Annotated in this window: 21 protein-coding genes; 15 read left to right on the forward strand and 6 right to left on the reverse strand. The window is 63.3% G+C overall.

Translation table 11 applies throughout. The annotated features are described in order from the left end of the window. Positions 1-297 precede the first annotated feature (297 nt). The 4 genes from MN188_RS02525 to MN188_RS02540 are packed head-to-tail and all read left to right on the forward strand — an operon-like array spanning position 298 to position 4,571. A complete protein-coding gene (locus MN188_RS02525) occupies positions 298-1,920 on the forward strand; it encodes a L,D-transpeptidase family protein (protein ID WP_242105740.1) in 1,623 nt (540 codons plus the stop codon). Between the two features lie 45 nt (positions 1,921-1,965). After that, the gene (locus MN188_RS02530; RefSeq protein ID WP_242105742.1) at positions 1,966-3,063 is read left to right on the forward strand and encodes a UDP-3-O-(3-hydroxymyristoyl)glucosamine N-acyltransferase; all 1,098 of its coding nucleotides are present in this window, start codon (positions 1,966-1,968) and stop codon (positions 3,061-3,063) included. 36 nt (positions 3,064-3,099) lie between these two features. Continuing rightward, positions 3,100-3,366, forward strand: coding sequence for an acyl carrier protein (locus MN188_RS02535; protein WP_242105744.1), 267 nt, complete (start codon positions 3,100-3,102; stop codon positions 3,364-3,366). Further along, positions 3,363-4,571, forward strand: coding sequence for a beta-ketoacyl-[acyl-carrier-protein] synthase family protein (locus MN188_RS02540; RefSeq protein ID WP_242105745.1), 1,209 nt, complete (start codon positions 3,363-3,365; stop codon positions 4,569-4,571). Before MN188_RS02535 ends, MN188_RS02540 begins: the two co-directional genes overlap by 4 nt. A gap of 61 nt (positions 4,572-4,632) precedes the next feature. Here MN188_RS02540 and MN188_RS02545 read toward each other — a convergent pair whose 3' ends face one another. After that, the gene (locus MN188_RS02545) at positions 4,633-5,268 is read right to left on the reverse strand and encodes an invasion associated locus B family protein (RefSeq protein ID WP_242105747.1); all 636 of its coding nucleotides are present in this window, start codon (positions 5,266-5,268) and stop codon (positions 4,633-4,635) included. 441 nt (positions 5,269-5,709) lie between these two features. Between MN188_RS02545 and MN188_RS02550 the strand changes: the two genes are divergently transcribed. Beyond that, on the forward strand, positions 5,710-7,251 hold the full coding sequence (locus MN188_RS02550; RefSeq protein WP_242105749.1) for a helicase HerA-like domain-containing protein: 1,542 nt from the start codon (positions 5,710-5,712) through the stop codon (positions 7,249-7,251). A 196-nt stretch (positions 7,252-7,447) separates the two neighbouring features. After that, on the forward strand, positions 7,448-7,717 hold the full coding sequence (locus MN188_RS02555) for a hypothetical protein (protein ID WP_242105751.1): 270 nt from the start codon (positions 7,448-7,450) through the stop codon (positions 7,715-7,717). Between the two features lie 10 nt (positions 7,718-7,727). On the opposite strand, the gene MN188_RS02560 is transcribed toward MN188_RS02555, so the two are convergent. Next, positions 7,728-9,023 carry an HlyC/CorC family transporter gene (locus MN188_RS02560; RefSeq protein ID WP_242105753.1) on the reverse strand — a complete coding sequence of 432 codons (1,296 nt, stop codon included), beginning with the start codon at positions 9,021-9,023 and terminating at the stop codon, positions 7,728-7,730. A 70-nt stretch (positions 9,024-9,093) separates the two neighbouring features. Between MN188_RS02560 and MN188_RS02565 the strand changes: the two genes are divergently transcribed. Both MN188_RS02565 and MN188_RS02570 read left to right on the forward strand, forming a co-directional pair. Beyond that, a complete protein-coding gene (locus MN188_RS02565) occupies positions 9,094-9,894 on the forward strand; it encodes a metallophosphoesterase family protein (RefSeq protein ID WP_242105762.1) in 801 nt (266 codons plus the stop codon). Continuing rightward, on the forward strand, positions 9,891-11,171 hold the full coding sequence (locus tag MN188_RS02570) for an MmgE/PrpD family protein (protein WP_242105770.1): 1,281 nt from the start codon (positions 9,891-9,893) through the stop codon (positions 11,169-11,171). The genes MN188_RS02565 and MN188_RS02570 overlap by 4 nt, the downstream gene beginning before the upstream one ends. A gap of 48 nt (positions 11,172-11,219) precedes the next feature. Here MN188_RS02570 and MN188_RS02575 read toward each other — a convergent pair whose 3' ends face one another. From MN188_RS02575 to MN188_RS02590, 4 genes are all read right to left on the reverse strand, one after another. After that, the gene (locus MN188_RS02575) at positions 11,220-12,401 is read right to left on the reverse strand and encodes an ammonium transporter (RefSeq protein WP_242105772.1); all 1,182 of its coding nucleotides are present in this window, start codon (positions 12,399-12,401) and stop codon (positions 11,220-11,222) included. 169 nt (positions 12,402-12,570) lie between these two features. Continuing rightward, positions 12,571-13,038: a CinA family protein gene (locus MN188_RS02580; protein WP_242105780.1), complete on the reverse strand. Its 468-nt coding sequence runs from the start codon at positions 13,036-13,038 to the stop codon at positions 12,571-12,573. Then, positions 13,035-13,529 (reverse strand): phosphatidylglycerophosphatase A family protein, encoded by a 495-nt coding sequence (locus MN188_RS02585; protein ID WP_242105782.1) that lies wholly within the window; start codon positions 13,527-13,529, stop codon positions 13,035-13,037. The genes MN188_RS02580 and MN188_RS02585 overlap by 4 nt, the downstream gene beginning before the upstream one ends. 12 nt (positions 13,530-13,541) lie before the next feature. After that, entirely contained in the window at positions 13,542-14,672 is a 1,131-nt protein-coding gene (locus MN188_RS02590) for a bifunctional 2-C-methyl-D-erythritol 4-phosphate cytidylyltransferase/2-C-methyl-D-erythritol 2,4-cyclodiphosphate synthase (RefSeq protein WP_242105784.1), read from the reverse strand. A 166-nt stretch (positions 14,673-14,838) separates the two neighbouring features. Here MN188_RS02590 and dusB point away from each other — a divergent pair, with 166 nt between their 5' ends. The 7 genes from dusB (at position 14,839) to MN188_RS02625 (ending at position 24,971) form a co-directional block, all read left to right on the forward strand. After that, entirely contained in the window at positions 14,839-15,816 is a 978-nt protein-coding gene (gene dusB / locus MN188_RS02595; protein WP_242105786.1) for a tRNA dihydrouridine synthase DusB, read from the forward strand. Next, entirely contained in the window at positions 15,813-16,880 is a 1,068-nt protein-coding gene (locus MN188_RS02600) for a two-component system sensor histidine kinase NtrB (protein WP_242105788.1), read from the forward strand. The genes dusB and MN188_RS02600 overlap by 4 nt, the downstream gene beginning before the upstream one ends. Before the next feature lie 3 nt (positions 16,881-16,883). Then, positions 16,884-18,242 (forward strand): response regulator, encoded by a 1,359-nt coding sequence (locus tag MN188_RS02605; protein ID WP_242105796.1) that lies wholly within the window; start codon positions 16,884-16,886, stop codon positions 18,240-18,242. 91 nt (positions 18,243-18,333) lie between these two features. Next, complete coding sequence (locus tag MN188_RS02610) at positions 18,334-20,559, forward strand: sensor histidine kinase NtrY-like (protein ID WP_242105798.1); 2,226 nt, start codon at positions 18,334-18,336, stop codon at positions 20,557-20,559. 36 nt (positions 20,560-20,595) lie between these two features. Next, complete coding sequence (ntrX, locus tag MN188_RS02615; RefSeq protein ID WP_242105800.1) at positions 20,596-22,011, forward strand: nitrogen assimilation response regulator NtrX; 1,416 nt, start codon at positions 20,596-20,598, stop codon at positions 22,009-22,011. A 63-nt stretch (positions 22,012-22,074) separates the two neighbouring features. Further along, positions 22,075-23,451, forward strand: coding sequence for a Trk system potassium transporter TrkA (gene trkA / locus MN188_RS02620; protein WP_242105808.1), 1,377 nt, complete (start codon positions 22,075-22,077; stop codon positions 23,449-23,451). Beyond that, positions 23,451-24,971 carry a TrkH family potassium uptake protein gene (locus MN188_RS02625; RefSeq protein ID WP_242105810.1) on the forward strand — a complete coding sequence of 507 codons (1,521 nt, stop codon included), beginning with the start codon at positions 23,451-23,453 and terminating at the stop codon, positions 24,969-24,971. The genes trkA and MN188_RS02625 overlap by 1 nt, the downstream gene beginning before the upstream one ends. The last annotated feature ends 24 nt before the right edge of the window (positions 24,972-24,995 follow it).

Consider the following 24,995-nt stretch of genomic DNA (forward strand, 5'->3'; position numbering starts at 1 on the left):
TTTGAAAACGAAGCCATTTGTGTCACCTCATCCCCAGGTGCAGGGCTGTTATGGCACATCCCGATTCGTGGGCCAACCCCCGACGGGTCCAACAAGCTGTTAATCAAGGAAAATCGGCGAAAAGTTGCTGAAATCGCTTAACCATGTCTGAATGGAGGTGAAACCGCGTCACCCGCGCCACGCAAATTGACGAAAACAGGGCCGCTTTCGGTTTCGTGAATGGACTCTTGTTTACCTTTTCGCGACATTATGCCCTATAACCCCGAGCCTTCATTCGGATTTGTGACCGAGGATATCATGACGATTACGCTGCCGCGCCTTCGTGCCCCCCTGTTTTTCGCGCTTTTTCTGGCCTTTATGGCCAGTTTTGCTTTCGGGCTGAAACCCGCCCAGGCTCAGACCCAAGTGACGGCGTTCGCCCAAGCCGTGGCTGAGGCCGCCGCGCGGGACAAGGATATTGCCGAGTTCTATCGCACCACCGGCTACAAGCCGATCTGGACCGGAAAAGGCGGACGCGATAAGGCCCGCCGTTCGGCGCTTCTCAAAGCACTGGCCTCGGCGGGGGATCATGGCCTGCCGGTGTCAAGCTATGACACCGAGCTGTTGAAAACCAACATGAGCAAGGTCAGCTCGGCGCGTGATCTTGGCCGGCTTGAGGTCGCCATGTCCAAGTTGTTCCTGACCTATGCGCGCCATGTGCAGACCGGTATCCTGACCCCGCGCAAGGTCGACGGCGGCATCGTGCGTTCGGTGCCCCTGCGCGGGCGGACCGAGCTTCTGGTGGCGTTCGCGAAAAGCTCTCCGGCGAAGTTCCTGAAGGCGCTGCCGCCGAAGTCCACCGAATATGCCCGCCTGATGAAGGAAAAGATTCGGCTTGAAAAACTACTGGGCAAGGGCGGTTGGGGCCAGGCGGTGCCAGCCAAGGCGTTGAAGCCCGGCGCCACCGGAAATGCCGTGGTAATCCTGCGCAACCGCCTGATAGCAATGGGATACCTGAAGCGTTCGGCGACGCAGACTTATGACACCAACATCCAGCGCGCGGTGCAATTGTTCCAGCTGGATCACGGGTTGAACCCCGACGGTGTGACCGGCGCTGGCACGATGACCGAGATCAACACATCCGCCCAGAAGCGCCTGGAATCCATCATCGTGGCGATGGAGCGGGAGCGCTGGATGAACATCGAGCGCGGCAAGCGCCATGTCTGGGTGAACCTGACGGATTTCACCGCTCAGATCATCGACAACGGCAAAGTCACGTTCCAGACGCGCAGCGTTGTGGGCAAGAACACCTCGGACCGGCGCAGCCCCGAGTTTTCCGACGTGATGGAATTCATGATCGTAAACCCGACGTGGAACGTCCCGCGTTCGATCGCAACCAAGGAATACCTGCCGATGTTGCAGCGCAACCCGAACGCGGTCAGCCACCTGCGCATCACCGACAGCCGGGGCCGCGTGGTCAACCGCGGTGCGGTGGATTTCACCCAATACAATGCGCGCAACTTCCCGTTCGACCTGAAACAGCCGCCCTCGACCCGCAATGCGCTGGGGCTGGTGAAGTTCATGTTCCCGAACAAGCACAACATCTATCTGCATGACACGCCGTCGAAAAACCTGTTTTCGCGCGAAACGCGCGCGTTTTCGCATGGCTGCATCCGTCTGGGTGATCCGTTCGATTTCGCCTATGCGCTGCTGGCCAAGCAGACCAATGACCCCAAGGGCACCTTTGCGGCGGCGCTGAACTCGAACCGGGAAACCCGGATTGATCTGGTTGATCAGGTCCCGGTGCACCTGGTCTATCGCACCGCCTTCACCACGCCGAAGGGGCGCACGAATTATCGCCGCGACGTTTACGGACGTGACGCGAAGATTTTCAACGCGCTGACCAAGGCCGGGGTGGCGCTTCGTGCGGTTCAGGGCTAAATCCTGACCCAGGGGCGGTCCGCCGCCCGTGGGAAAGGGTCCGACATGGATTTTACACTTGCTGACATCGCAGCCGCGCTGAACGCTGAGGTTCTGGGCGACGGCAGCTTGCCGATCACGGGTGCCGCCGAGCCGGGCGAGGCGGGACCAACCGATCTGGCCATGGCAATGGATGCAAAATACGCCGAAGCACTGTCCGACGGACAGGCGCGCGCGGCGTTGTTGTGGGACGGGGCTGATTGGCAGGCGCTGGGGCTTGAGGGTGCGATCACGCTGGCGCGTGGCAAGGCCGCGATGCCGGCGATCACCCGGATGATGGACGCCGGGCCGGACCTGGCCCCGGGCATTCACCCCAGCGCGGTGATCGACCCCAGCGCCGCGATTGGCGACGGTGCCGCGATCGGCCCGTTCGTGGTGATCGGCCCGTCGGTGGTGATCGGCGCGCGGGCGCGGCTTTTGCCGCACAGTTCAGTCGGGCGCGGCAGCGTGATCGGCGATGACCTGACGTTGCATGCCGGCGCGCGCGTGACGCATGAGTGCCGCATCGGCCATCGGTTCATGGGGCATCCGAATTCCGTGGTGGGCGGCGACGGCTTTTCCTTCACCACAACCGAGACAAAAAGCGCGGTCGAAGCGCTGCGCGAGGACGTGAACGAGGGCGGCGAAGTTCAGGGCTCAGACCACTGGGCGCGGGTGCATTCGCTGGGTGGGGTCGAGATCGGCGATGATGTCGAGCTGGGATCCTGTTCAACCATCGACCGAGGCACGATCCGGGCCACGCGGATCGGGCGCGGCACCAAGATCGACAACCAGGTTCAGATCGGCCACAACGTGCTGCTGGGCGAAGATTGCCTGGTTTGCGGCCAGGCCGGCGTGGCCGGATCGGCGCGGATCGGCAACCGCGTGGTGCTGGCGGGCCGGGTCGCGGTCAGCGACAATATCTTCATCGGCGATGACGTGATCGCCGGCGGCGGCGCGGGCATCATGACCAACGTGCCGGCCGGGCGCGCGGTTCTGGGCACGCCCGCGGTGAAGATGGACACGCAGCTCAAGATCAACCGCGAAATGCGGCGCTTGCCACGGCTGGCCGACACGATCCGCGAGCTGCAGAAAGCAGTTTCAAAGCTGGGCGACAGCGACTAGGTTCGCGCCAGTCTCAGGACAGACATGGGGGACCTCATGGCCAAGGATATCAAGACCCGCGTGATTACCATCATCGCCGAACAGGCGGTGGTTGAGCCCGGTGACGTGTCGCCGGAGCAGTCATTGGAAGATCTGGGCATCGACAGCATGGGTCTGGTCGAAGCGATCTTCGCGATCGAGGAAACCTTCGATGTGTCGGTGCCGTTCAACGCCAACGAACCCACGGACGGCGATTTCGACATCTCCTCGGTGGCGGCGATCATCAAGGCGGTCGAGGGGCTGGTGGCCGAGCAGCACGCATGAGGCGGGTGGTCATCACCGGGCAGGGGACGATCAACGCCCTGGGCAGCAACGTGCCCGAAACGCTTGAGGCGATGCGCGAAGGACGCTGCGGTATCGGCCCGTTGGAGTTTCAGGACGTCGAGCGCCTGTCGATCCGCATTGGCGGTCAGATCAAGAATTACGATCCCGAAGCGGCATTCAACCGACAACAGATCGCGCTGTTTGACCGCTTCACCCAATTCACCCTGCTGGCGGCGCGCGAGGCGATCGGGCAGGCGGGGCTGAGCTTTTCCGGCGATCTGGCGGCGCGGGCCGGGGTGGTTCTGGGCACCTCGGGCGGGGGTATGAACACGCTCGATGAAAACTACCGCTCGGTCTATGAGGACGGCAAGAACCGGGTGCATCCCTTTGTTGTGCCCAAGCTGATGAACAACGCGGCCGCCAGCCATGTGTCGATGGAATGGAACCTCAAGGGACCGTCTTTCACCGTGGCGACCGCCTGCGCCAGTTCCAACCACGCGATGGGCCAGGCGATGCAGATGATCCGCAGCGGCATGGCCGATGTGATGGTCACGGGCGGGTCCGAGGCGATGCTGTGTTTCGGCGGCATCAAAGCCTGGGAAGGGCTGCGCGTTATGTCCAGGGACGCCTGCCGCCCGTTTTCCGCCAACCGCAACGGCATGGTTCAGGGCGAAGGGGCGGCGGTCTTCGTGTTCGAGGAATACGAACACGCCCGCGCCCGTGGCGCCGATATCCTGGCCGAAGTGGCGGGGTTTGCGATGACCTCGGACGCTTCCGACATCGTGATGCCGTCAAAACAGGGCGCCGCGCGTGCCATCACCGGCGCGATGCAAGACGCCAGGCTGGCGCCCGAGGACGTGGGATATATCAACGCGCATGGCACCGGCACGGCGGCGAATGACAAGACTGAATGCGCGGCGGTGGCGGATGCGTTCGGATCGCATGCAGATGCACTGATGATCTCGTCAACCAAGTCGATGCATGGTCACCTGATCGGCGGCACCGGGGCGGTGGAGCTTCTGGCCTGCATCATGGCGCTGCGTGAGGGCGTGATTGCGCCCACCATCGGGTATGAAGAGCCGGACCCGGAATGCGCGCTGGACGTGGTGCCGAACGTGGCGCGTTCAGCCAAGGTCAGCGCGGTCCTGTCCAATGCCTTTGCCTTTGGCGGGCTGAACGCGGTCTTGGCGTTGAAAGAGGCCTGAGTGTCAGCCACGAAAAAGCCGCCCGGCGCGCCGGGCGGCTTTTTTTCATCTGACGGTAGGATCAGTTGGCCGGGACCAGCGAGTCGTATGCGGCGGTGAAGCCCGACAGCGAGACCGGAAGTTCGACCTTCTGATCGGGCGCTGCGGCTGGCACGATGGTGGCTTTCGCCACAACTCCGGCCTTGAAACTGGCGATTTCGGCCCCGGTGAAACCGATCTGCGCAATGCAGCCCAGCTGGGCACAGAAGCGGAACTCATAGCGCCGCGACTGACCGCCATCCACGGCGATGGTCAGCTGTTGCGTCAACAGGGTTTCCAGCGGCACGACCACGGTCGCCCCGGCGGCGGCCTGTCCACCGTCGGGCAGGCGCAGCATCGAGATCTCGGCAACCGGATTGTCGTTCTGATCCTTCAGAAGCTGGTAAATTTGGCAGGGGTCGTCGCCATTGGGATTGTGGGCGCATTTACGCTCCCAGTCCCCGAAAACTTCGTCGACATAGGTCTGACCCGGCTGCCGTTCGGTCGTGGTGTCGGTGCCCATGTCAAGCGCCGGGGCGGCTGGGGCCGCGTCGGTCGCCGTGTCTGTAGCGGGCTCTTCCGTGGTCGCGCCATCGGTGGCGGTCTCTTGTGCGAATGCGGTGCCAGCCAGGGTCATGGCGGTCGCAAAGGTCAACGTTTTCAGCAGCTCAGCCTTCATTTGAGATCCCTATCCCTTGTCTCAATACTATCGCTGCTGCTTACCACGCTGTCGGGAGAGAGTCAGGGGGGGATTTCCGACAAGCGGGGAAATTCGCCACTGCTGGTTTACGGTGGTTACTGGTGGGCCGCCCGGGGCTGGGACAAAAAGAAAAGGGCCTGCAAACGAGGCCCTTTTCCTTGATTTTTTTGCTCCCTGCCGGACTGGCCGGCTTATTTATGGTCGAACGCTATGACGTTTGGTCGCAGGGGTCAACAGGGCAAACCCCTTGAATTTGCATGTTTTTGAAAAAATGCCGCGCCCACAGGCGCGGCCAGTCTGACAGGGAGGAAGTCATCCGGACGTAAGAGGACATGCGCCCGAATGAATTCACTATGGTGCAAAAGAGTTAAAAATGTATGTTCATCCGCGAATGAGTATTTCGGGGTAGGGAGCGCTGGCATGGACGGGCATATTTTCATTGGTGGTGGCGGCGACGACTATGCGGTCAAGCAAGGGCTTTTGCTGAAATACGCCAATCGCCACGGTCTGATCGCGGGCGCCACCGGCACCGGCAAAACCGTGACGCTTCAAATCCTGGCCGAGGGCTTTGCCGCCCAGGGCGTGCCGGTGTTTCTGTCGGACGTAAAGGGCGACCTGTCCGGGTTGGCGGCGGCAGGGTCGGCAGATTTCAAACTGCATGATGCCTTCATGTCGCGTGCCGAAACGATCGGTTTTGACGATTATGCCTATGACACCTTCCCGGTCACCTTTTGGGACCTTTACGGTGATCAGGGCCACCCGATCCGCACAACGGTCAGTGAAATGGGGCCGCTTTTACTGGCCCGTCTGCTGGAACTAACGGATGCGCAAGAGGGCGTGCTGAACATCGCCTTCCGGGTCTCGGACGAAGAAGGTCTGCCGCTTCTGGACCTGAAGGATCTGCAATCGCTTCTGGTCTGGGTCGGGCAGAACGCCAAGGACCTTTCCCTGCGCTATGGCAACGTCTCGACCAGCTCGGTCGGCGCAATCCAGCGCGCGCTTTTGGTTCTGGAAAATCAGGGCGGGCACAACCTGTTCGGTGAACCGGCGCTGGAGCTGTCGGACATCATGCGCACCGACACCGACGGGCGCGGGCGCATTTCCATTCTGGCCGCTGACAAGCTGATGGGCGCGCCGCGGCTTTATGCGACCTTCCTTCTGTGGCTCTTGTCGGAATTGTTCGAGGAATTGCCTGAGGTGGGCGACCCGGACAAGCCCAAGCTGGTGTTTTTCTTCGACGAAGCACACCTGTTGTTCGACGACGCCCCCAAGGCGCTGGTCGACAAGGTGGAGCAAGTCGCACGGTTGATCCGGTCCAAGGGCGTCGGGGTCTATTTTTGCACCCAGAACCCGGCGGACGTGCCCGAGGATATATTGGGCCAGTTGGGCAATCGGGTGCAGCACGCCCTGCGCGCCTTCACCGCGAAGGACCGCAAGGAATTGCGCCAAGCCGCCGAAACCTACCGCGACAACCCGCGGTTTGTGACTGAGGATGCGATCCGTGAGGTTGGCGTGGGCGAGGCCGTGACCTCGATGCTGGAACGCAAGGGCGCGCCGGGGGTGGTGGAACGCACCCTGATCCGCCCGCCGTCGTCCCAGCTGGGCCCGATCGACCCGAAAGAGCGCCAGGCGCTGATCAACGCGTCGCCGATTGCGGGCAAGTATGAAACGCTGAAGGACCGCGAAAGCGCATATGAGGTGTTGACCAAGCGCGCCTCGGACGCAGCGCGCGAGGCGGAAAAGGCCGAACAGGCCGAGGAAGAGGCCGAGATGGCCGAGCGCGAGTATCGCGCCGGGCGGCGGTATTCCGGGGAACGGGTGGGGCGCTCGACCTCGAAACGCACACGCAAGACCGAAAGCTTTGGTGAGGCGATGACAAAAGTCGTGGTGAAAGAGCTGAAGGGCGTTACCGGACGGCGTATCGTGCGCGGTATTTTCGGCACGCTCTTCAAGGGTCGCTGACGCGCGAGACCCGCTTTACTTTGTTCGGATTGTCGCTCCTGTGTGGTCGGTCCATGCACTCCCATTGAATTGTTCCGGCATGGGTGACAATGACATGAAAATGACGCGCCAAGCACTTGAAAAAGCTTGATTATGAAAACCGATTTCCTGACACAGGAGGGGTGAACCTGGTTAATCTCGTATGATGGAGCGTGTCATGACCCCGAAAACAATCCTGTCCCTCACCGCAGTCTTGGCGCTGTCGGCCTGCATGTCTGGCTCGGACGGCTGGAACGTCGTCGAAACCCGCCCGTTCATCCATGATTACAGCGATTTTTCGTTGCCGCCGGGCGATGTAGGCGCGGACAATGGTGCGGCAGAACGCCCGCTGGTCACCTATGTGAACACCTATACCTGCCCGACGGATGTGCATCAGGATCACGCGGTGCCCGCGTCGCAGCCGGGCTGCCCTGCACCCGCGCTCTGAGCTGGAAGGTTTACAGCGGACGGATTTTCAGTTCGGCAATCCTGTTGTCGATTCGCCGGGTCACCTCGAACCGGAAGCCGTGGAACGAAAAGACCTGGCCTTCTGACGGGATCATCTGTGCTTCGTGGATAACAAGCCCGGCGATCGTGTTCGCCTCTTCATCAGGTAAGGCCCAGTCGGTGGCGCGGTTCAGATCGCGGATCGTCATCGTCCCATCAACGGTATAGGAGCCATCCTCGGTGCGGATCACCTCGGCCTCGGCGGAGGTGTCGAACTCATCGGTGATTTCGCCCACGATCTCTTCCAGGATGTCCTCAAGCGTGATCAGCCCTTCGAGCGACCCGTATTCGTCCACCACCAGGGCGAAATGCGTATGTCGGCGCAGGAACTGCCGCATCTGGTCGTCCAGCGTGGTGGTTTCGGGAATGAAATAGGGCTCCATCGCCACGCCCAACACGTCAAATTCGTCCAGCGAAACGCCCTGTGACTGCGCGGCATACATCGCGCGGCTCAGGTCCTTTGCGTGGATCACGCCGATGATGTTTTCGGGCTCATCGCGAAACACCGGCAGGCGGGTATAGGGCGAGGCCAGCGAGCGTTCCAGCACCTCAAGCGCCGGCAATGAGGCGTCGATCATCTCGATCTGGCTTCGGTGCAGCATGATCTCCTCGACCACCCGGTCGCCCAGGTCCAAGGCGCCAAGCAGGCGGTCACGGTCTTCCTTTTCCACCGCGCCTTCGCTGTGGCCCAGGGTGATCGCGCCCATGATTTCCTCGCGCACCGCATGGATGTGGCTGTCGGGGTCAATCTCGATCCCGAACAGCCGCAGAACCACCCGGGTAAACGCGCGAACGGCCAGCACGAAGGGCGAAAAGACCAGGATCACGACACGGATCACCCCCGACACGCCCGCGGCAGCGGTTTCGGGGCGGGTGATCGCATAAGTCTTGGGCAGCACCTCGGCAAAAACCAGCACCAGCAGCGTCATGACCAGCGTGGCCAGCGCTACGCCGCTGTCGCCAAACAGCCGGGTGAACAGGGCGGTTGCCAGTGAGGCTGCGAGGATATTCACCAGGTTGTTGCCCAGCAGGACCGAGCCGATCAGGCGTTCGTTATCCTCGGTGATGTTCAGCGCGCGCTGTGCACCCACGTCGCCCCGGTCGGCCTTTGAGCGCAACTTGCCGCGTGACGCGGCCGTCAGGGCGGTTTCCGAACCGGAGAAAAAGGCGGACAGGACAAGAAGGGCGAGGATCGAGGCGACGCTGATCCAGAATCCGGTGTCCAAAAGGCTTGGGTCGATGGTCATATGCATTGTCTTTCGCTGGCTTGCCTTGTCTTATGGGGCGCGCGGGGGGCGCTTTCAAGGGAGGTCACAGGTGAAGATTGCGGATCTGGGCACGTTGACGGGCGAGGTTTTGTGCTTTGGCGGCCCATTGTCGAACCTTCAGGCGCTTCAGGCGCTGGTGGGTGAAGCCAGCCGACGGGGCGTTCCGTCCAGCAATCTGATCTGCACCGGTGACGTTGTCGGCTATGGCGCCGATCCGGTGGCTTGCGTGGCGCTGGTGCGCCAGCTGGGCTGCGTCGTGGTGGCAGGCAATGTCGAACGGCAGCTGGCCAGCGGCGCCGGCGATTGCGGTTGCGGCTTTGCCCCGGGGTCGACCTGCGACCGCCTGTCTGCGGGCTGGTATGGCCATGCCGACTCGCGGGTTGCGCCACTGGCGCGTGACTGGATGGAGGATTTGCCGGACATGGCTGTGTTCGCCTACGAAGGGCGGCGCCACGCGGTGGTGCACGGCGGGTTGACGGATATCTCCCGGTTTCTCTGGCCCAGCTCGCCGGATACGGATTTCGCGCTGGAACTGGCCGCAATCGAGGCCGCAGCGGGGCCGGTCGATGCGGTCATTGCCGGGCACTCGGGCCTGGCGTTTGAGCGCGTGGTGAACGGCGTGCACTGGATCAACGCAGGCGTGATCGGCCTGCCGTCGCATGATGGCCGCCGCCAGACCCGCTTTGCCACGCTGGACCCGGACGGCGCGCGGCTGCACCGGTTGACCTATGACGTGACGGGCGCGGTGGCGGCGATGCGGGGCGCGGGGCTGACGCAGGGCTATGACACCGCGATGGAAACCGGGATGTGGCCCAGCGAAGACGTCCTGCCGCACGAGTTGCGGGGATGAGCGCGCTGGCAGGACAGCTGGCCGCGTTCGCCCTTGGCCCTCTGCGCGGGGCCGAGGATGCCACCGAGATGATGCGCCTGTCATTGCTTGACTGGTGCGCGGTGGGCATCGCCGGGCGGGCCGAGCCGGTATCGTGCCTCCTGCGCGACCATGCGGGCGCCACGGCCGGGCAGGGACCTTGCGCGGTTTTCGGTGGGGCGCAGGTGTTGCCCCCCGCCACAGCGGCGCTGGTGAACGGCACGATTTCCCATGCGCTCGACTATGACGACACGCATTTCGCCCATATCGGCCACCCGTCGGTCGCGGTGCTGCCAGCAGCCTTTGCGCTGGCCCAGGCGACCGGTGCGGATGGCGACACGTTTCTTGAGGCCGCTTTGGCAGGTGTCGAGGGGTCGATCCGCATCGGCCAGTGGCTGGGGCGCGGGCATTACCAGATCGGGTTTCACCAGACCGCGACTGCAGGCGCCTTTGGGGCCACGCTGGCGGCGGCGCGGCTTTTGGCGCTGACGCCGGACCAGACCGGGCATGCGCTTGGCATTGCAGCAACCCGCGCCGCCGGGCTGAAATCGCAGTTCGGCACGATGGGCAAACCTTATCACGCGGGGCTGGCCGCCCAGACCGGGGTGGAAGCCGCCCAGTTGGCCCAGGCAGGGTTCCTGTCCAACCCCGACGCGCTGGATGGGCCGCAGGGCTTTGGCCCGACCCATGCGGGCGCTGGGGATCTGGGCGCGTTCGACGGGCTGAACCGCGACTGGATGATCCTGTCGATCAGCCACAAGTTCCACGCCTGCTGCCACGGCACCCACGCGATGCTTGAGGCGCTGGCAGAGGTGGACCTGCCACCCGCGCAGGTCGACAGGATCAGGGTGGCCACTCATCCCCGCTGGCTGAGCGTGTGCAACATCGCCACGCCCACCACCGGGCTTGAGGTCAAGTTCAGCTATCGCCAGCTGGCGGCCATGGCGATCCGCGGTGTGCCGACCGGTGCGCTGGACAGCTACACGGACGAGCGCGCGCAAGACCTGACGCTGCGGGCCTTGGCGCAAAGGGTCGTGGTGGAAGGTGACGACAGCCTGCCGGAAACTGCCTGCCGGGTGCAGGTGAACGGCACAGACTACGCGCACGATCTTGATGCGCCCATCACGCTGCCCGTGCGTCGGGACAAGCTATTGCACAAGGCCGCCGCCCTGATCGGACCCGGCGGCGCAGACGCGCTTTGGGCCCAGATCCAGCCCGCGTCTTTTATCTTTCCCGAAATATCCTCGCCGAAGGCATAAAAAAGGGCAGAGCCGTGGCTCTGCCCCCTTTGCCCCGATGACGCGACCTCAGGACGAAATGTCGTAGGCGCGTTCGCCGTGCACGGACAGGTCCAGCCCGTTGGTTTCGGTCTCAGCATCCACGCGCAGCGGCGTCACCATCGCGACCAGTTTGATCAGCACGAAGGTCACCACCACGGTGAACAGCCCGACGATCACCAATGATCCCAGCTGCGCGACCCAGCTGCCGTGGCCGAAGGCCGCGATCATGATCGTGCCGAAGATGCCGCCAACACCGTGCACGGCGAAGACGTCCAGTGTGTCGTCGATCTTGAGCCGGTTGCGCACGACATTCACCGCCTCCTGACACAGGATGCCGGCAATGGCGCCGATGGCCAGCGCCTCGACCGGACCGACCACGCCAGCGGCCGGGGTGATCGAGGCCAGACCCGCGATCGTGCCGGTGACCAGACCGACCAGCGAGGCTTTGCCGTACTTGATCTTCTCCCACAGCGCCCAGCTGAGCGACGCGGTGGCGGCCGACAGATGCGTGACGGTGATCGCCATCGCCGCCGAGCCGTCCGCGGCCAGGGCCGAACCACCGTTGAAGCCGAACCAGCCGACCCAAAGCATGCCTGCGCCGATCATCACGAAGCCGGGCGAATGCGGCGGGGTGGTGCGGTGACGGCGCGGCCCCAGGAAAACGGCGATCATCAGCGCTGCGATGGCGGCGGTTTCATGCACCACGATGCCCCCGGCAAAGTCGATCACCCCGGTGGCGCCGAAAATGCCGCCATCGGCCAGAATGCCACCGCCCCAGATCCAATGCACCACCGGCGCATAACAGATCAGCATCCACAGGCCGGAAAAGGTCATCACGAAGCCAAAGCCGACCCGTTCGACATAGGCACCAACGATCAGCGCCGGGGTGATGATGGCAAAGGTCATCTGGAACGCAAACACCAGCACCTCGGGCAGAGTGCCTGACAGGCTGTCGGCATCGACTCCGGCCAGGAAGGATTTGCCAAGTCCGCCCCAAAGCCCCGACTCACCAGGCCCGAAGGCGATGGTATAGCCGAAAGCCAGCCACAGCACGCTCATCAGACAGGCGATGGCATAGACATGCATGAACACGCTGAGCACATTGCGTGCGCGCACCAGCCCGCCGTAAAACAGCGCCAGCCCCGGTAGCGTCATGAAAAGCACCAGCGCGGTCGCCACGAGGATCCAGGCGGTATCAGCTCCGTTCATCTTGTTCTCCGATCGGGTCGTTGTCAGGTTTGGGGGCCTTTCTGACGCGAACGGATGCAAAGAAAAGAGGCGCGATGGCGGAAACGGCTGCGCAAGCGGGCATTTTTCGAACTGCTGAAAAAAAAGGCGCACTTCCTGGGGGAGTGCGGTGAAAATGGGCAGGGCGGGCTTACCGCTCTGCCGCGATTTTCAGCAAGGTGAGCGCATGTTCAGCGGCCGCTTCGCGCACCAAACCCCGCCCCAGGGCGCCGAACTCAATGGTTTCACTGGTGACGTCATCGCCCTGGGCCAGGGCGAAGCACACCCGACCTTCGGGCTTGTGCTCGGATCCGCCGGGGCCCGCGATGCCGGTGACCGCGACCGCAAGATCGGCCTGCGACCGGGCCAGGGCGCCAGTGGCCATTTCGCGCGCGATCTGCTCACTGACTGCGCCGTGGGCCTCAAGCGTGACCGGGTTGACGCCCAGCATCTCGGTCTTGGCCGTGTTGGAATAGGTGATGAACCCGCGCTCATAGACGTCCGAGCTTCCGGCAATGTCCGTGAGCCAAGCGCCCACCAGCCCGCCGGTGCAGCTTTCGGCCGTCGCAATGCGCAGACCCTTGCCCCGACACAGCGCCAGCAACGCGGTGGCGCTCATGACATCAGCACCAAATGGCTGAAGGCGGCGGCGGCGGACACGCAGATCGCCGCGATAAGCCCCGCGATCACGTCATCCAGCATCACCCCATGCGCGCCCGGTTTGCGGTCGGCCCAGCCGACGGGGCCGGGTTTCCATATGTCGAACAGGCGAAACGCCAGGAACGCCCCGATCCAGCCGGGATAGGGGAAGATATGCGGATCAACCCCTGCGTGCCACAACCCGCCCGAGAGCGGTAGAAGCGCGATGAACATGCCCGCGACCTCGTCGATGACCACTTCGGACGGGTCATGGATGCCGGTGCCTTTGGTGTATTGCGCGGTGGCATACCAACCGACGTAGTAGACCACGACGGTGGCCACGATCAGGCCGGGAAAGCCAAAGCCCCAGTGGATCAGCCAGGCCGCCGGGATTGCCGCTGCACTGCCCCAGGTGCCGGGGGCGGGCTTCAACAGGCCGACATAGCCGAAGGTTGCAATGAATTTCATCATGGTCTCAAATCCTTACGGCTTGATCAGCGTTGCCACGGCCTGCGCGGCAATGCCTTCTTTGCGGCCGGTAAAGCCCAGCCGCTCGGATGTGGTGGCCTTCACCGACACACGGTCGGGGTCCAGCCCGGTCAGCCGCGCCAGTTCGGTGCGCATAGCGACCGCGTGCGGCCCGATCTTGGGCTGTTCGCAGATCAGGGTGACATCCACATTCGAAATCGCAAAGCCGCGCGCAGTGGCGCGCCCGACCGCATGGGTCAGAAACACGTGGCTTTCACAGCCCTTCCACTGTGGGTCCGAGGGCGGGAAATGCTGTCCGATATCGCCATCCGCCAGCGCGCCATAGATCGCATCGGTCAGCGCGTGCATGCCGACGTCAGCGTCGGAATGGCCTTTCAGCGCCTTGTCATGCGGGATGCGTACGCCGCATAGGACCACGTGGTCGCCATCCTCGAACGCATGCACGTCATAGCCTTGGCCGGTTCGGATATCCATCGGACCTCTCAGCAGTTTTTCGGCCCGGGCAAAGTCCTCAGGGCGGGTGATCTTCAGGTTGCTTTCATCGCCCGGTACGATCGCGACGTCAAGGCCCGCCGCGCGTGCCACCTCGACGTCATCGGCGGCCCCACCGGGATGGGCGCGGTGGGCGTCCAGGATAGCAGCAAAGCGGAAGCCTTGCGGGGTCTGCGCGCGGTAAAGCCCGTCACGGTTCTCTGTGCCCGCAACCTTGCCGTGCGCGCCGCGCCACAGCGCGTCAGTGACGGCCAGCGCCGGGGCCGCGCCGCCGGAATGCGCCAACGCGTCGATCACGTCATCGATCACGCGGGCAGGGGTGCAAGGGCGGGCCACGTCGTGGATCAACACCGCCTCGGGCGGATCACCGGCCAGTGCCTCAAGCCCCGCCACCACACTGGCGTCGCGCGTCACGCCGCCGATGGCGATGGTCACGCCCGGAAAGCTTTCGGCCTGGGTCAGGTCGTCGGCATGCAGGACCAGGACCACCTGGTCGATGCGCGGATGGCTGGCAAAGGCGGCAACGCTGTGATCGGCGACCCGGCGCCCGGCCAGAACGCGCCATTGTTTGGGCAAATCCCCGCCCGCGCGGGTGCCGCGACCTGCGGCGACGATGATGGCGGCTGTTTTCATGGTTCCTTGTTTACGTGGTGCCGAATTCAAGGACAATGGGGCGGTTTCGCTGCTGGAAACTGCTCAATATTTGTGCAAAATGGGGTTTTCGCGGCGCCGAGGCCCAGAAAAGTTGCTGTTTCTCAAGGCGCCGGGGACAAACACTGCAGTTGCACAAGGAATAAGCATGTCGATCCCGCTCGGATCTCTGACCCTGGACCCACCCGTGGTTCTGGCCCCGATGGCCGGGATCACCGACCTGCCGTTTCGCCAGATCGTCGCGCGGTTTGGCGCCGGATTGGTGGTGTCCGAGATGGTGGCAAGCCAGGAGATGGTGCAGGCCAAACCCGGTGTGCGCGAACGGGCCGAGCTTGGCTTCGGGCTGGAAAACACCGCCGTACAACTGGCCGCGCGCGATGAATACTGGGCCGGCGAGGCCGCGCGCATGGTCGAAGCCAACGGGGCCAAGCTGATTGACATCAACATGGGCTGCCCGGCGCGCAAGGTGGTGGGCGGGTTGTCCGGATCGGCGCTGATGCGCGATCTGGACCATGCCCAGCGGTTGATCGAGGCGATCGTCGGCGCGGTCCGCGTGCCGGTGACGCTGAAGACCCGGCTGGGCTGGGATGACTCCAGCCTGAACGCGCCCGACCTGGGGCGGCGCGCGCAGGATGCGGGCATTCGCATGATCACCATCCACGGTCGCACCCGCTGTCAATTCTACAAGGGCCACGCCGACTGGTCCGCGATCCGGGCTGTGAAAGACGCGGTTGAAATCCCGGTAATCGCCAATGGCGATATCACCAGCCCGCTGAAAGCCCGTCAGGCGCTGGCGGCGTCCGGGGCTGACGGGGTGATGGTCGGGCGCGGGGCCGGGGGGCGGCCCTGGCTGCTGGCCGAGATCGCGCAGGCGCTGTATCACACGCCCGCGCCGATTATTCCCACCGGGGTCGCGCTGGTCGACCTTGTATGCGAGCATTACGAAGCGTCGCTGGACTTTTATGGCCCAGAGCTGGGCGCGCGGGTGATCCGCAAGCACTTGGGCTGGTACATGGACGGGGTCGTGACCCCGCCCGATCTGCGCCGCGAGGTCCTGTCGTCGCGCGACCCGGCCCGTGTTCTGAGCCTGATCCCTGAGGCCATGAGCGAAAGGCGGGCGGCATGATGGATGCAGAAACCCTGTGGTCGTCGCTGCCGATCCCCGCGATCTTGATCGACGGGCAGGATCGGATCTCTCAGGTGAACACGGCCGCCGAATTGTTCCTGAACACCGGCGCGAAAGGTCTTCTGACCAGCCCGGTGTTCGACCGGCTGCATATCGACGCGCGACTTGACGATGCGTTTGCGCGCGTGCGCCGGGATCGCGGGGTTTTGTTCATCAATACCGTCGCGGTTGGATCGGGCAACGCGCCGCCGGTGGAGTGCAACATTCAGATCGCCCCGCTCTCGGCAAGTGATGAGGTGCTGATGCTGCTACAGCCGCGCCAGATCTCGGACCGGCTGGGCCATGCCCACGGCGCGAAATCCGCCGCGCGCTCGGCCATCGGCATGGCGGAAATGCTGTCGCATGAGATCAAGAACCCGCTCGCGGGCATCACCGGCGCGGCGCAGCTTCTATCGATGAACCTGGCGCCCGAGGATCAGGAAATGACCGACCTGATCGTGGCTGAAAGCCGCCGCATCGTGGCGCTCCTCGACCAGGTCGAGCAATTCGGCAACCTGCGCCCACCCGCGCGCCAAGTGGTGAACGTGCACGACCTTTTGGATCGTGCGAAAAGGTCCGCGCGGGTGGGCTTTGCCGCACATATGGCCATCGTGGAGGAATTCGACCCCTCGCTTCCGCCAACCCATGTGGACGGCGACCAGATGCTTCAAGTGTTTCAGAATCTTATGAAAAACGCTGCCGAGGCCTGTGCGGGCGGCGGCACGATCACGCTGCGCACCTTCTATGACCACGCGCTTCGGCTCAGGCGCAAGGACGGTACCGGGGCCGCGCTGCCGCTTCAGGTCGAGATCATCGATGACGGCCCGGGCATCCCGCCCGAGATCGCAGCCCAGGTGTTCGAACCCTTCGTGTCGGGGCGTGAAAACGGCACCGGGCTGGGTCTCGCGCTGGTTTCCAAGATCATTTCCGACCACGACGGTTGGATCACGCTCGACAGCGTGCCGGGGCGCACCGTGTTTCGCATTTCGCTCCCCGTTGCCCCCAAACCTGTTGAAGGAGATTGACCGATGGACGGCACCGTTCTGGTCGCAGATGACGACCGCACCATTCGCACAGTTCTGACCCAGGCGCTGACCCGCGCCGGATGTCGAGTGCATGCGACCTCGTCGCTGGTGACGCTGAAACGCTGGGTCGAAGAGGGGCGCGGCGATCTGGTCATTTCCGACGTGGTCATGCCCGACGGGAACGGGCTTGAAGCGCTGCCTGAAATCGCTGAAATGCGCCCCGATCTGCCGGTGATTGTCATATCGGCGCAGAACACGATCATGACCGCCATTCAAGCTGCCGAGGCCGAGGCGTTTGACTATCTGCCCAAGCCGTTCGACCTGCCCGACCTGATGAAACGCGCCAGCCGCGCGTTGGAGCGCAAGCGGATCCGCCCGACCTTCACGCGCACGGCTGAGGCGGGCGATGACCTGCCGCTGGTGGGGCACACCCCGGCGATGCAGGCGCTTTACAAGCTGGTGGCGCGGGTGATGAACACCGATCTTCCCGTGCTGGTGACGGGCGAAAGCGGCACCGGGAAAAGCCTGATTGCGCGTGCGATCCACGACTTTTCCGACCGGCGCAATGCGCCCTTCGTGGTGGTCACGCCGGATGACCTGAGCCCGATCGACGGGCCGGCGCAGGTGCTGGCGCGCGCCGGGCAGGGGACAATCTTGTTCGACGAAATCGGCGATCTGGACGACGAAGCTCAGGCAAGGGTCACCCGGATGCTGGACAGCCTGGGCGACCCGGCGCCGCGCATTCTGGCCACCGCTCAGGCGGATATGGTGGCGAAATTGGAGCAGGGCGCGTTCCGCCAGGACCTGTATTATCGTCTTGGCGGTGTCACCATTCCGGTGCCCAGCCTGCGCGATCGGGTCGAGGACATTCCCGCCCTGGCCGAACATTTCCTGTACCGCGGCGAACGCGACGGGCTGGGGCCGCGCCGCCTGAGCGATGAGGCCAGCGACACCCTGCGCGCCTATCCCTGGCCCGGCAATGTGCGCCAGCTTGAGAACACCATGCAACGGCTGTTGGTCACCGGTACCGAACAGGACATCACCCGCGCCGAGGTCGAGATCACTCTGGGCGCGCCGTCGGGCGGGGTATTGCCGCGGGCGGTCGAGGGCGAAAAGCTGTCGGCCAGCGTCGCACGCCACCTGCAACGGTATTTCGACCTGCACGGCGACGCGCTGCCCCCGGCCGGGCTATACCAGCGGGTTTTGCGCGAATTCGAGCTGCCTTTGATTGAAATCGCGCTGGATGCGACCGGCGGCAACCAAGCTAAATGTGCCGATTTGCTGGGCATCAACCGCAATACCTTGCGTAAAAAGATCACCGAGCTGGGAATCGAGGTGACACGGCGGCGCAAATTGATGTAAAAGTGCCACAGAGCGTGGCATTCCGGCGTCAGATCGGGGCTTGCGCTCGGCGGTAGGCTGCGGTTTCGCGGCGTTATGATGGGGTGGCGTGGTGGCACGAGGTGCAACACGTAAGTCAACCTGGGAGCGGCTGATACGCCTGCGCAGATTGCGCAAGGCGCAAACATGGGCGAGCTTCGGCCTGGTCACCCTTGGCCCCATTCTGGCGCTTGTCACCTTCCTCATTTTTGGTCCGCTAGATCAGGGTGCGCAAAGCACGGCACTGAGGCTGATTCTTCTGGCCGACATCGTTTATGTGCTCGTCGTCGCCACCATGGTCCTGTCTGGCGTGGCCCGCATGATCGCGGCGCGGCGGCGTAAATCGGCAGGCTCGCGGTTGCACCTGCGTCTGACCGGGGTGTTTGCGCTTCTGGCGCTGATCCCCACCGTGCTTGTCGCCGTCTTCGCGGTGCTGACGGTGAACGTGGGCCTTGAGGGCTGGTTTTCCGAGCGGGTGAGCGGCGTGGTCGGCAATTCCCTTGCCGCCGCGCAGGCCTATGAAAAAGAACACCGCGACGGGCTGCAACAGGATGCTCAGGCGCTGGCCAATTTCCTGAACCTCTCGCGTCAGGGCAGCCGCATTCTGCCTGATAACGCGCTGCGTCCACTGCTTGCCCAGGGTCAGACACGGATTCAAAGGGGGTTGCGTGAGGCGTACATTGTCAATTCCGATGGCGACATCCGGGTACGCGGCGACCGGTCGTACCTGTTCGATTTCGAACCTCCTTCGGCGGCCGATCTGGCCCGTGCGTTGGAGGGTGAAGTCGTCATCATCGAAGATTGGGACCTCAACGAATTTCGCGCGTTGGTGCATCTCGAAGCGTTCTCGGACCACTTACTGTATATCTCGCGCGATGTGGACGGCGAGATCCTGAACCTTCTGGATGAAACCCAGGAAACCGTTGAATTCTATAACCAATTGGAGAGCCAGCGCGGCACGCTCCTGTTCGAATTCGGCCTGATTTATGTCGGGTTTGCGGTGATCCTGATCATCGGGGCGATCTGGGTGGGCATGTGGTTCGCCGAACGATTGTCCACGCCCGTGGGGCGCTTGGCCGCCGCCGCGCAGCGGGTCGGTGCGGGCGATCTTGACGCGCGGGTGATCGAGGATGACGGCGACGACGAGATCACTGATCTGGGGCGTCTGTTCAACCAGATGACCAGTCAGCTGAAGGGCCAACGAGACCGCCTTTTGGACAACACCCAGCAGATCGAACGCCGCCGCCGCCTGTTTGACAGCGTCCTTGGTTCTGTCACGGCGGGGGTGATGGGTCTGGACAATGAAGGGCGCGTAACTTTCCTGAACCGGGCCGCAATGCGGCTGTTGGATGTCGAAGAGGCCGCGGTGCTGGACCACGACTTGGCGCTTCTGGTGCCCGAATTTGCGCCGGTGTTGGATGTTCTGGCCACTGGCAAGCGGGAAACCACCCAGCAAGAGCTCCGCTTGACCCGGCAGGGCAAGCAGGAAAGCCTTCTGGTGCGCATGGCCACCCGGCGCAGAGACGACGGCAACCTTGAAGGCTATGTGGTCGCCTTTGACGACGTGACTGACCTGGTTTCGGCGCAGCGCATGGCCGCCTGGGGTGACGTCGCACGCCGCATTGCGCATGAGATCAAGAACCCGCTGACGCCCATTCAGCTGTCCGCCGAACGCATCAAGCGCAAGTTCCGCAAGGTCGAGGGCATCGATACCGAGGCGCTGGATCAATACACCGACGTGATCGTGCGCCAGACCGGCGATTTGCGCCGTATCGTGGACGAGTTTTCCAAGTTTGCCCGGATGCCGGAGCCCGAGCGACGTGAAGTCGACCTGGTGAAACTGGTCACCGACGCGGTCGTGTTGCAACGAGCCGGGCAGGAGGGGGTGACCATTGTCGACGACTTGCCAGACGGGCCTTTGCTGGCCGAGCTGGACGCGACAATGATCGGTCAGGCACTTACCAACCTGATCAAGAACGCAGGCGAAGCCACGGAAAGCCTTGAGAAAATCGGCGCACCGGATGGATATGCGCCCGAGGTGAGGATCACGATGGAGGTCCAGATGGACGAGGCGTGCATCACTATTTCCGACAATGGAATCGGCCTGCCGGAAGATCGCGCGCGGTTGTTTGAGCCCTATGTGACAACCCGCGCAGAGGGCACCGGGCTGGGCCTGCCCATTGTGAAGAAGATCATTGAAGAACACGGCGGCAGCCTTGCGCTGACCGACGCGCCCGAGTTTGCGCCAGACGCGCATCGGGGCGCAATGGCCGAGATCCGGCTGCCTTTGGAGGACTGAGTATGATGACAAGATTTCGAGTGGGGAACCCTGACAATGAGTGACATCCTGATCGTAGATGATGAGCGCGATATTCGAGAGCTGATCTCGGACATCCTGGAGGACGAAGGCTTTACCACCCGACTTGCGGGCACCTCGGACGAGGCAGTGGCAGCGGTGAAGGCCGAACTGCCCGCGTTGATGATTCTGGACATCTGGCTGAAAGACTCGGCGATGGACGGGATCGACATCCTGAAGATGGTGAAGCGTGAACATCCCGAGGTGCCTGTTGTCATCATCTCGGGTCATGGCAACATTGAAATCGCGGTAGCTGCGATCAAGCAGGGCGCCTATGACTTCATCGAGAAACCGTTCAACATCGACCAGTTGATGGTTGTGATCACACGCGCGATGGAGACCAGCCGGTTGCGTCGAGAAAACGTTGAGTTGAAGCGACGTGATGTCAGTTCCGCCGAGATGATTGGATCAAGTGCGGCCTTCAAGGCTTTGAAAGCACAGCTGGAAAAAGTCACAAAGTCCAACGGTCGCGTGCTTCTCAGCGGGGCGGCCGGGGCCGGGAAGGAAGTTGCCGCGCGCTTCATTCACGCCAATTCCGACCGTGCCAATGCGCCTTTCGTCAGCGTCAATTCTGCCTCGATCGAGCCGGAACGCATGGAAGAAGTGCTGTTCGGCCGTGAATCCGCCGAGCGCGGTATCGATCCGGGGCTCTTGGAAGAAGCCAACGGTGGGGTGCTGTTCTTTGACGAAGTCGCCGACATGCCCCTGGGCACCCAATCCAAGATCCTACGCGTGCTGGTCGACCAGAAATTCCAACGCGTCGGCGGGTCTGAAAAGGTCAGCGTCGACATCCGCGTTATTACAAGTACAAACAAAGACTTGCAGAGCGAAATTGATGAAGGGCGGTTCCGTGAAGAGCTGTTTCACCGGCTGAACGTGGTGCCAATTCTCGTGCCGGCCTTGACCGACCGACGCGAGGACATCCCGGAACTGACGGCGCATTTCATCGACGCGTTCAACAAGGCGCAGGGCCTGCCTCTGCGTGATCTGTCCGAAGAGGCGGCGGCGATGATGCAGACTATGCCTTGGCCCGGCAACGTGCGTCAGCTGAAGAACGTGATCGAGCGGGTGCTGATCCTGGGCGACGGGACCGGACCGATTTCGGCGGGAGAACTGCCCAGCGCGGACCCGGTGAGCGAGGCCGAAGACGGGCAGGGCGTGGTCCTGTCGGGCGCGCTGGCGATGTTGCCCCTGCGCGAGGCGCGTGAGGCGTTTGAACGCGAATACCTGCTGACCCAGATCAACCGGTTCGGCGGCAACATCAGCCGCACCGCGAATTTCGTCGGCATGGAGCGCAGCGCGCTGCACCGCAAGCTGAAAAGCCTGGGTGTCGTGACGTCGAACAAAGCAGGGGCGCGGGTCGCCCATGTGGCGGAAGACGGCGCAGAGGATTGACGCCCGCGACGGGCTCTGCCATGCCTTTGGTCGGTCTTTGAAAGGCTTTGAAAGGGCTTTGCGATGAAGGTCATCATCTGCGGCGCAGGTCAGGTTGGCTGGCAGATTGCGCGTCACCTGTCGGGCGAAAAGAACGACGTGACGGTCGTCGACAACAACCCCGAACTGGTGCACCGCGCCACTGACACGCTGGACGTGCAGGGGATCGCGGGCTTTGCCTCTTACCCTGACATTCTGGAGCGCGCGGGCGCCCCGGATGCAGACATGATCATCGCCGCGACCCATTCGGACGAGGTGAACATGGTCACCTGCCAGGTCGCGCATTCGGTTTTTGCCGTGCCGCGCAAGATCGCGCGGCTGCGCTCGCAAAGCTACCTCGATGCGATTGTGGCGGATTTGTATCGGCAAGATCACCTGCCGATCGACGTGGTGATCAGCCCCGAACGCGAAGTGGCCGAGGCCGCGTTGCGTCGCCTGTCGGCGCCGTCTGCCTTTGACACCGAAAGCTTTCTGGATGGCCGCGCGCAGCTTTTGGGCATTCAGCTGGACGAGGATTGCCCGGTGGTCAACACGCCGTTGCGCCAGCTGACCGACCTGTTTTCCACCCTGCGCACAATCGTTGTCGGCGTGCGTCGTGATGGCACGCTATTCGCCCCCGAAGCGGGCGATCAGCTGTTTGCCGGCGATCAGGTCTATGTTTTCGCGGTGTCCGAGGACGTGGACCGCACGCTGGAGATTTTCGGCAAGTCGGTGAAGCGGCAGGAACGTGTGGTCATCCTTGGTGGCGGCAACGTTGGCCTTGCGGTGGCCGAGGCGCTGGAAAAGCGCACCGACCGCATTCGTGCCAAGGTGGTCGAGCTGAACCGTGCGGTGGCCGAAACCGCCGCCGACCAGTTGGAGCGCACCGTGGTTCTGCATGGGGACGGCATGAACATCGACCTTCTGAAAGAGGCGGGTGTGTCCAAGGCCGACGCGATCCTGGCAGTGACGGATGACGACAAGGTAAACCTGCTGGCTTCAGTCCGAGCCAAGGCCGCGGGCTGCCCAATGTCGATCTGCCTGGTGAATGACCCGTCGCTGGTCAGCCTGATGGGCCCGCTGGACGTCGACGCCTATATCAACCCACGCACCACCACGGTCAGCTCGATCCTGCGCCATATCCGACATGGCAAGGTCCGCGGCGTCTATTCCATCGGCGATGCCGAGGCCGAGGTGATCGAAGCTCAGGTGCTGTCGACCTCGCCGATTGCCGGCCAGGCGATCCGGGATATCGACTTTCCCGAAGGCGTGCTGGTCGGCGCGGTGATGAAAGGGCAGGAGGTCCTGCGCCCGACCGGCGCCACACGGATCGACGAAGGCGACGTGATCGCGTTGTTCTGCATGGCGTCCGACGTGCCCGAGGTTGAGCGCCTGTTGCAGGTCACGATCGACTTCTTCTGATGTGGGAGCGGATCGGCAGACTTCCGCTTTTGGTGATCCTGATGGGGATCGGGGCGCTGGCGATGCTGATCCCGGCGCTGCATGCGCGGGTGACGTCCGATTTCCATGTCGCGCGGGTGTTTTTTTATGGCGCGCTGCTGTTCGGATTCCTGACTTCGTTTCTGGCGATTGCGATGGCGGGGCGACAACGGGTAAATCACCCGCGCCGCCACTTGCAGGCGCTGCTGGGTCTGTTCGTTCTGTTGCCAATCATGCTTGCCGCTCCTTTCCACCAGGCGGTGGGAAACACCACCTTTCTGAACGCCTATGTCGAGATGGTATCGAGCCTGACCACCACCGGCGCGACCCTGTTTGAAGACCCCGGACGTCTGCCAGACAGCGTGCATTTATGGCGTGCCTTGGTGGGCTGGATGGGCGGGTTGTTCATCTGGGTCGGCGCGGTGGCGATTCTGGCGCCGATGGCCTTGGGTGGGTTTGAGGTGCGCGCGCGGCGCAATTGGGCCTCGGGTGAGAGCCATAGTCAGATTGACCAGGTGGCGGATCTGAGCCAACGCATCCGCACCTTCGGTGCGCAGCTGTTTCCGATTTACACCGGGCTGACATTGACCCTGTGGATCGGGTTGATCCTGGCCGGGGATTCCGCCTTCGTCGCCTTCTGCCATGCGCTGTCCACCCTGGCGACCAGCGGTATCACACCGCTGGACGGGTCTGTCGGTAGCGGCGGCGCGGGTTTTCTGGGCGAAGCGCTGATCGCGATCTTTCTGATTTTCGCAGTGTCGCGCCTGACGTTCACCAGTGACGGGATCAACACCGACGTGGCGATTTTGCGGCGTGACCCTGAAATCCGGTTGGCCGCCGTTCTGGTCACCGCTGTGCCGCTGTTTTTGTTCCTGCGGCACTGGCTCGGCGCCTATGAGGTCGAGGAAGAGATGAACCTTCTGGCCGGTCTGGGTGCGCTGTGGGGTTCAGCCTTCACGGTGATGAGTTTCCTGACCACCGCCGGGTTCGAAAGCGAGGCCTGGGCCTCCAGTCGCAACTGGTCCGGCTTGCAGACGCCGGGGCTTATCCTGATGGGGCTGGCGCTGGTTGGTGGTGGGGTTGCGACCACGGCGGGGGGCGCAAAACTGTTGCGCGTCTATGCGCTCTATAAACACGGGATGCGCGAAATGGACAAGCTTGTGCATCCGTCGTCTGTGGGCGGCGCCGGGGGCGAGGCCCGCCACCTGCGTGGGCGCGGCGCCTATATGGCCTGGGTGTTTTTCATGCTGATGTCGATGTCCGTGGCCCTTGTCATGGTTCTGTTTGCCCTGACCGGCGAGGGGTTCGACGATGCGATGGTGCTGACGGTTGCAGCGCTGACCACCACCGGGCCTTTGGCCGGTGTCGCGGCGGTCGAGCCCGTGATCTACGGCAATTTGTCGGACTTCGCCAAGCTGGTGTTGGCCGGCGCGATGGTGCTGGGCCGGTTGGAAACCCTGGCCATCATCGCGCTGCTGAACCCAGACACCTGGAAACGCTGACGGGCGCCGCTGACCTAGGGGAAA

Origin of the sequence: Aliiroseovarius subalbicans (assembly GCF_022678625.1) — a bacterium.
Taxonomy (GTDB): domain Bacteria; phylum Pseudomonadota; class Alphaproteobacteria; order Rhodobacterales; family Rhodobacteraceae; genus Aliiroseovarius_A; species Aliiroseovarius_A subalbicans.

Bases quoted from the DNA above. Each gene is read 5' to 3' on its own strand.
- MN188_RS02605 (WP_242105796.1), top strand. From the start codon at position 16,884: ATGGACGGCACCGTTCTGGTCGCAGATGACGACCGCACCATTCGCACA.
- MN188_RS02550 (WP_242105749.1), top strand. From the start codon at position 5,710: ATGGACGGGCATATTTTCATTGGTGGTGGCGGCGACGACTATGCGGTC.
- MN188_RS02590 (WP_242105784.1), bottom strand. From the start codon at position 14,672: ATGAAAACAGCCGCCATCATCGTCGCCGCAGGTCGCGGCACCCGCGCG.
- MN188_RS02585 (WP_242105782.1), bottom strand. From the start codon at position 13,529: ATGATGAAATTCATTGCAACCTTCGGCTATGTCGGCCTGTTGAAGCCC.
- MN188_RS02545 (WP_242105747.1), bottom strand. From the start codon at position 5,268: ATGAAGGCTGAGCTGCTGAAAACGTTGACCTTTGCGACCGCCATGACC.
- MN188_RS02570 (WP_242105770.1), top strand. From the start codon at position 9,891: ATGAGCGCGCTGGCAGGACAGCTGGCCGCGTTCGCCCTTGGCCCTCTG.
- MN188_RS02540 (WP_242105745.1), top strand. From the start codon at position 3,363: ATGAGGCGGGTGGTCATCACCGGGCAGGGGACGATCAACGCCCTGGGC.
- MN188_RS02555 (WP_242105751.1), top strand. From the start codon at position 7,448: ATGACCCCGAAAACAATCCTGTCCCTCACCGCAGTCTTGGCGCTGTCG.
- MN188_RS02530 (WP_242105742.1), top strand. From the start codon at position 1,966: ATGGATTTTACACTTGCTGACATCGCAGCCGCGCTGAACGCTGAGGTT.
- MN188_RS02625 (WP_242105810.1), top strand. From the start codon at position 23,451: ATGTGGGAGCGGATCGGCAGACTTCCGCTTTTGGTGATCCTGATGGGG.
- MN188_RS02535 (WP_242105744.1), top strand. From the start codon at position 3,100: ATGGCCAAGGATATCAAGACCCGCGTGATTACCATCATCGCCGAACAG.
- MN188_RS02560 (WP_242105753.1), bottom strand. From the start codon at position 9,023: ATGACCATCGACCCAAGCCTTTTGGACACCGGATTCTGGATCAGCGTC.
- trkA (WP_242105808.1), top strand. From the start codon at position 22,075: ATGAAGGTCATCATCTGCGGCGCAGGTCAGGTTGGCTGGCAGATTGCG.
- MN188_RS02600 (WP_242105788.1), top strand. From the start codon at position 15,813: ATGATGGATGCAGAAACCCTGTGGTCGTCGCTGCCGATCCCCGCGATC.
- MN188_RS02575 (WP_242105772.1), bottom strand. From the start codon at position 12,401: ATGAACGGAGCTGATACCGCCTGGATCCTCGTGGCGACCGCGCTGGTG.
- MN188_RS02525 (WP_242105740.1), top strand. From the start codon at position 298: ATGACGATTACGCTGCCGCGCCTTCGTGCCCCCCTGTTTTTCGCGCTT.
- ntrX (WP_242105800.1), top strand. From the start codon at position 20,596: ATGAGTGACATCCTGATCGTAGATGATGAGCGCGATATTCGAGAGCTG.
- dusB (WP_242105786.1), top strand. From the start codon at position 14,839: ATGTCGATCCCGCTCGGATCTCTGACCCTGGACCCACCCGTGGTTCTG.
- MN188_RS02580 (WP_242105780.1), bottom strand. From the start codon at position 13,038: ATGAGCGCCACCGCGTTGCTGGCGCTGTGTCGGGGCAAGGGTCTGCGC.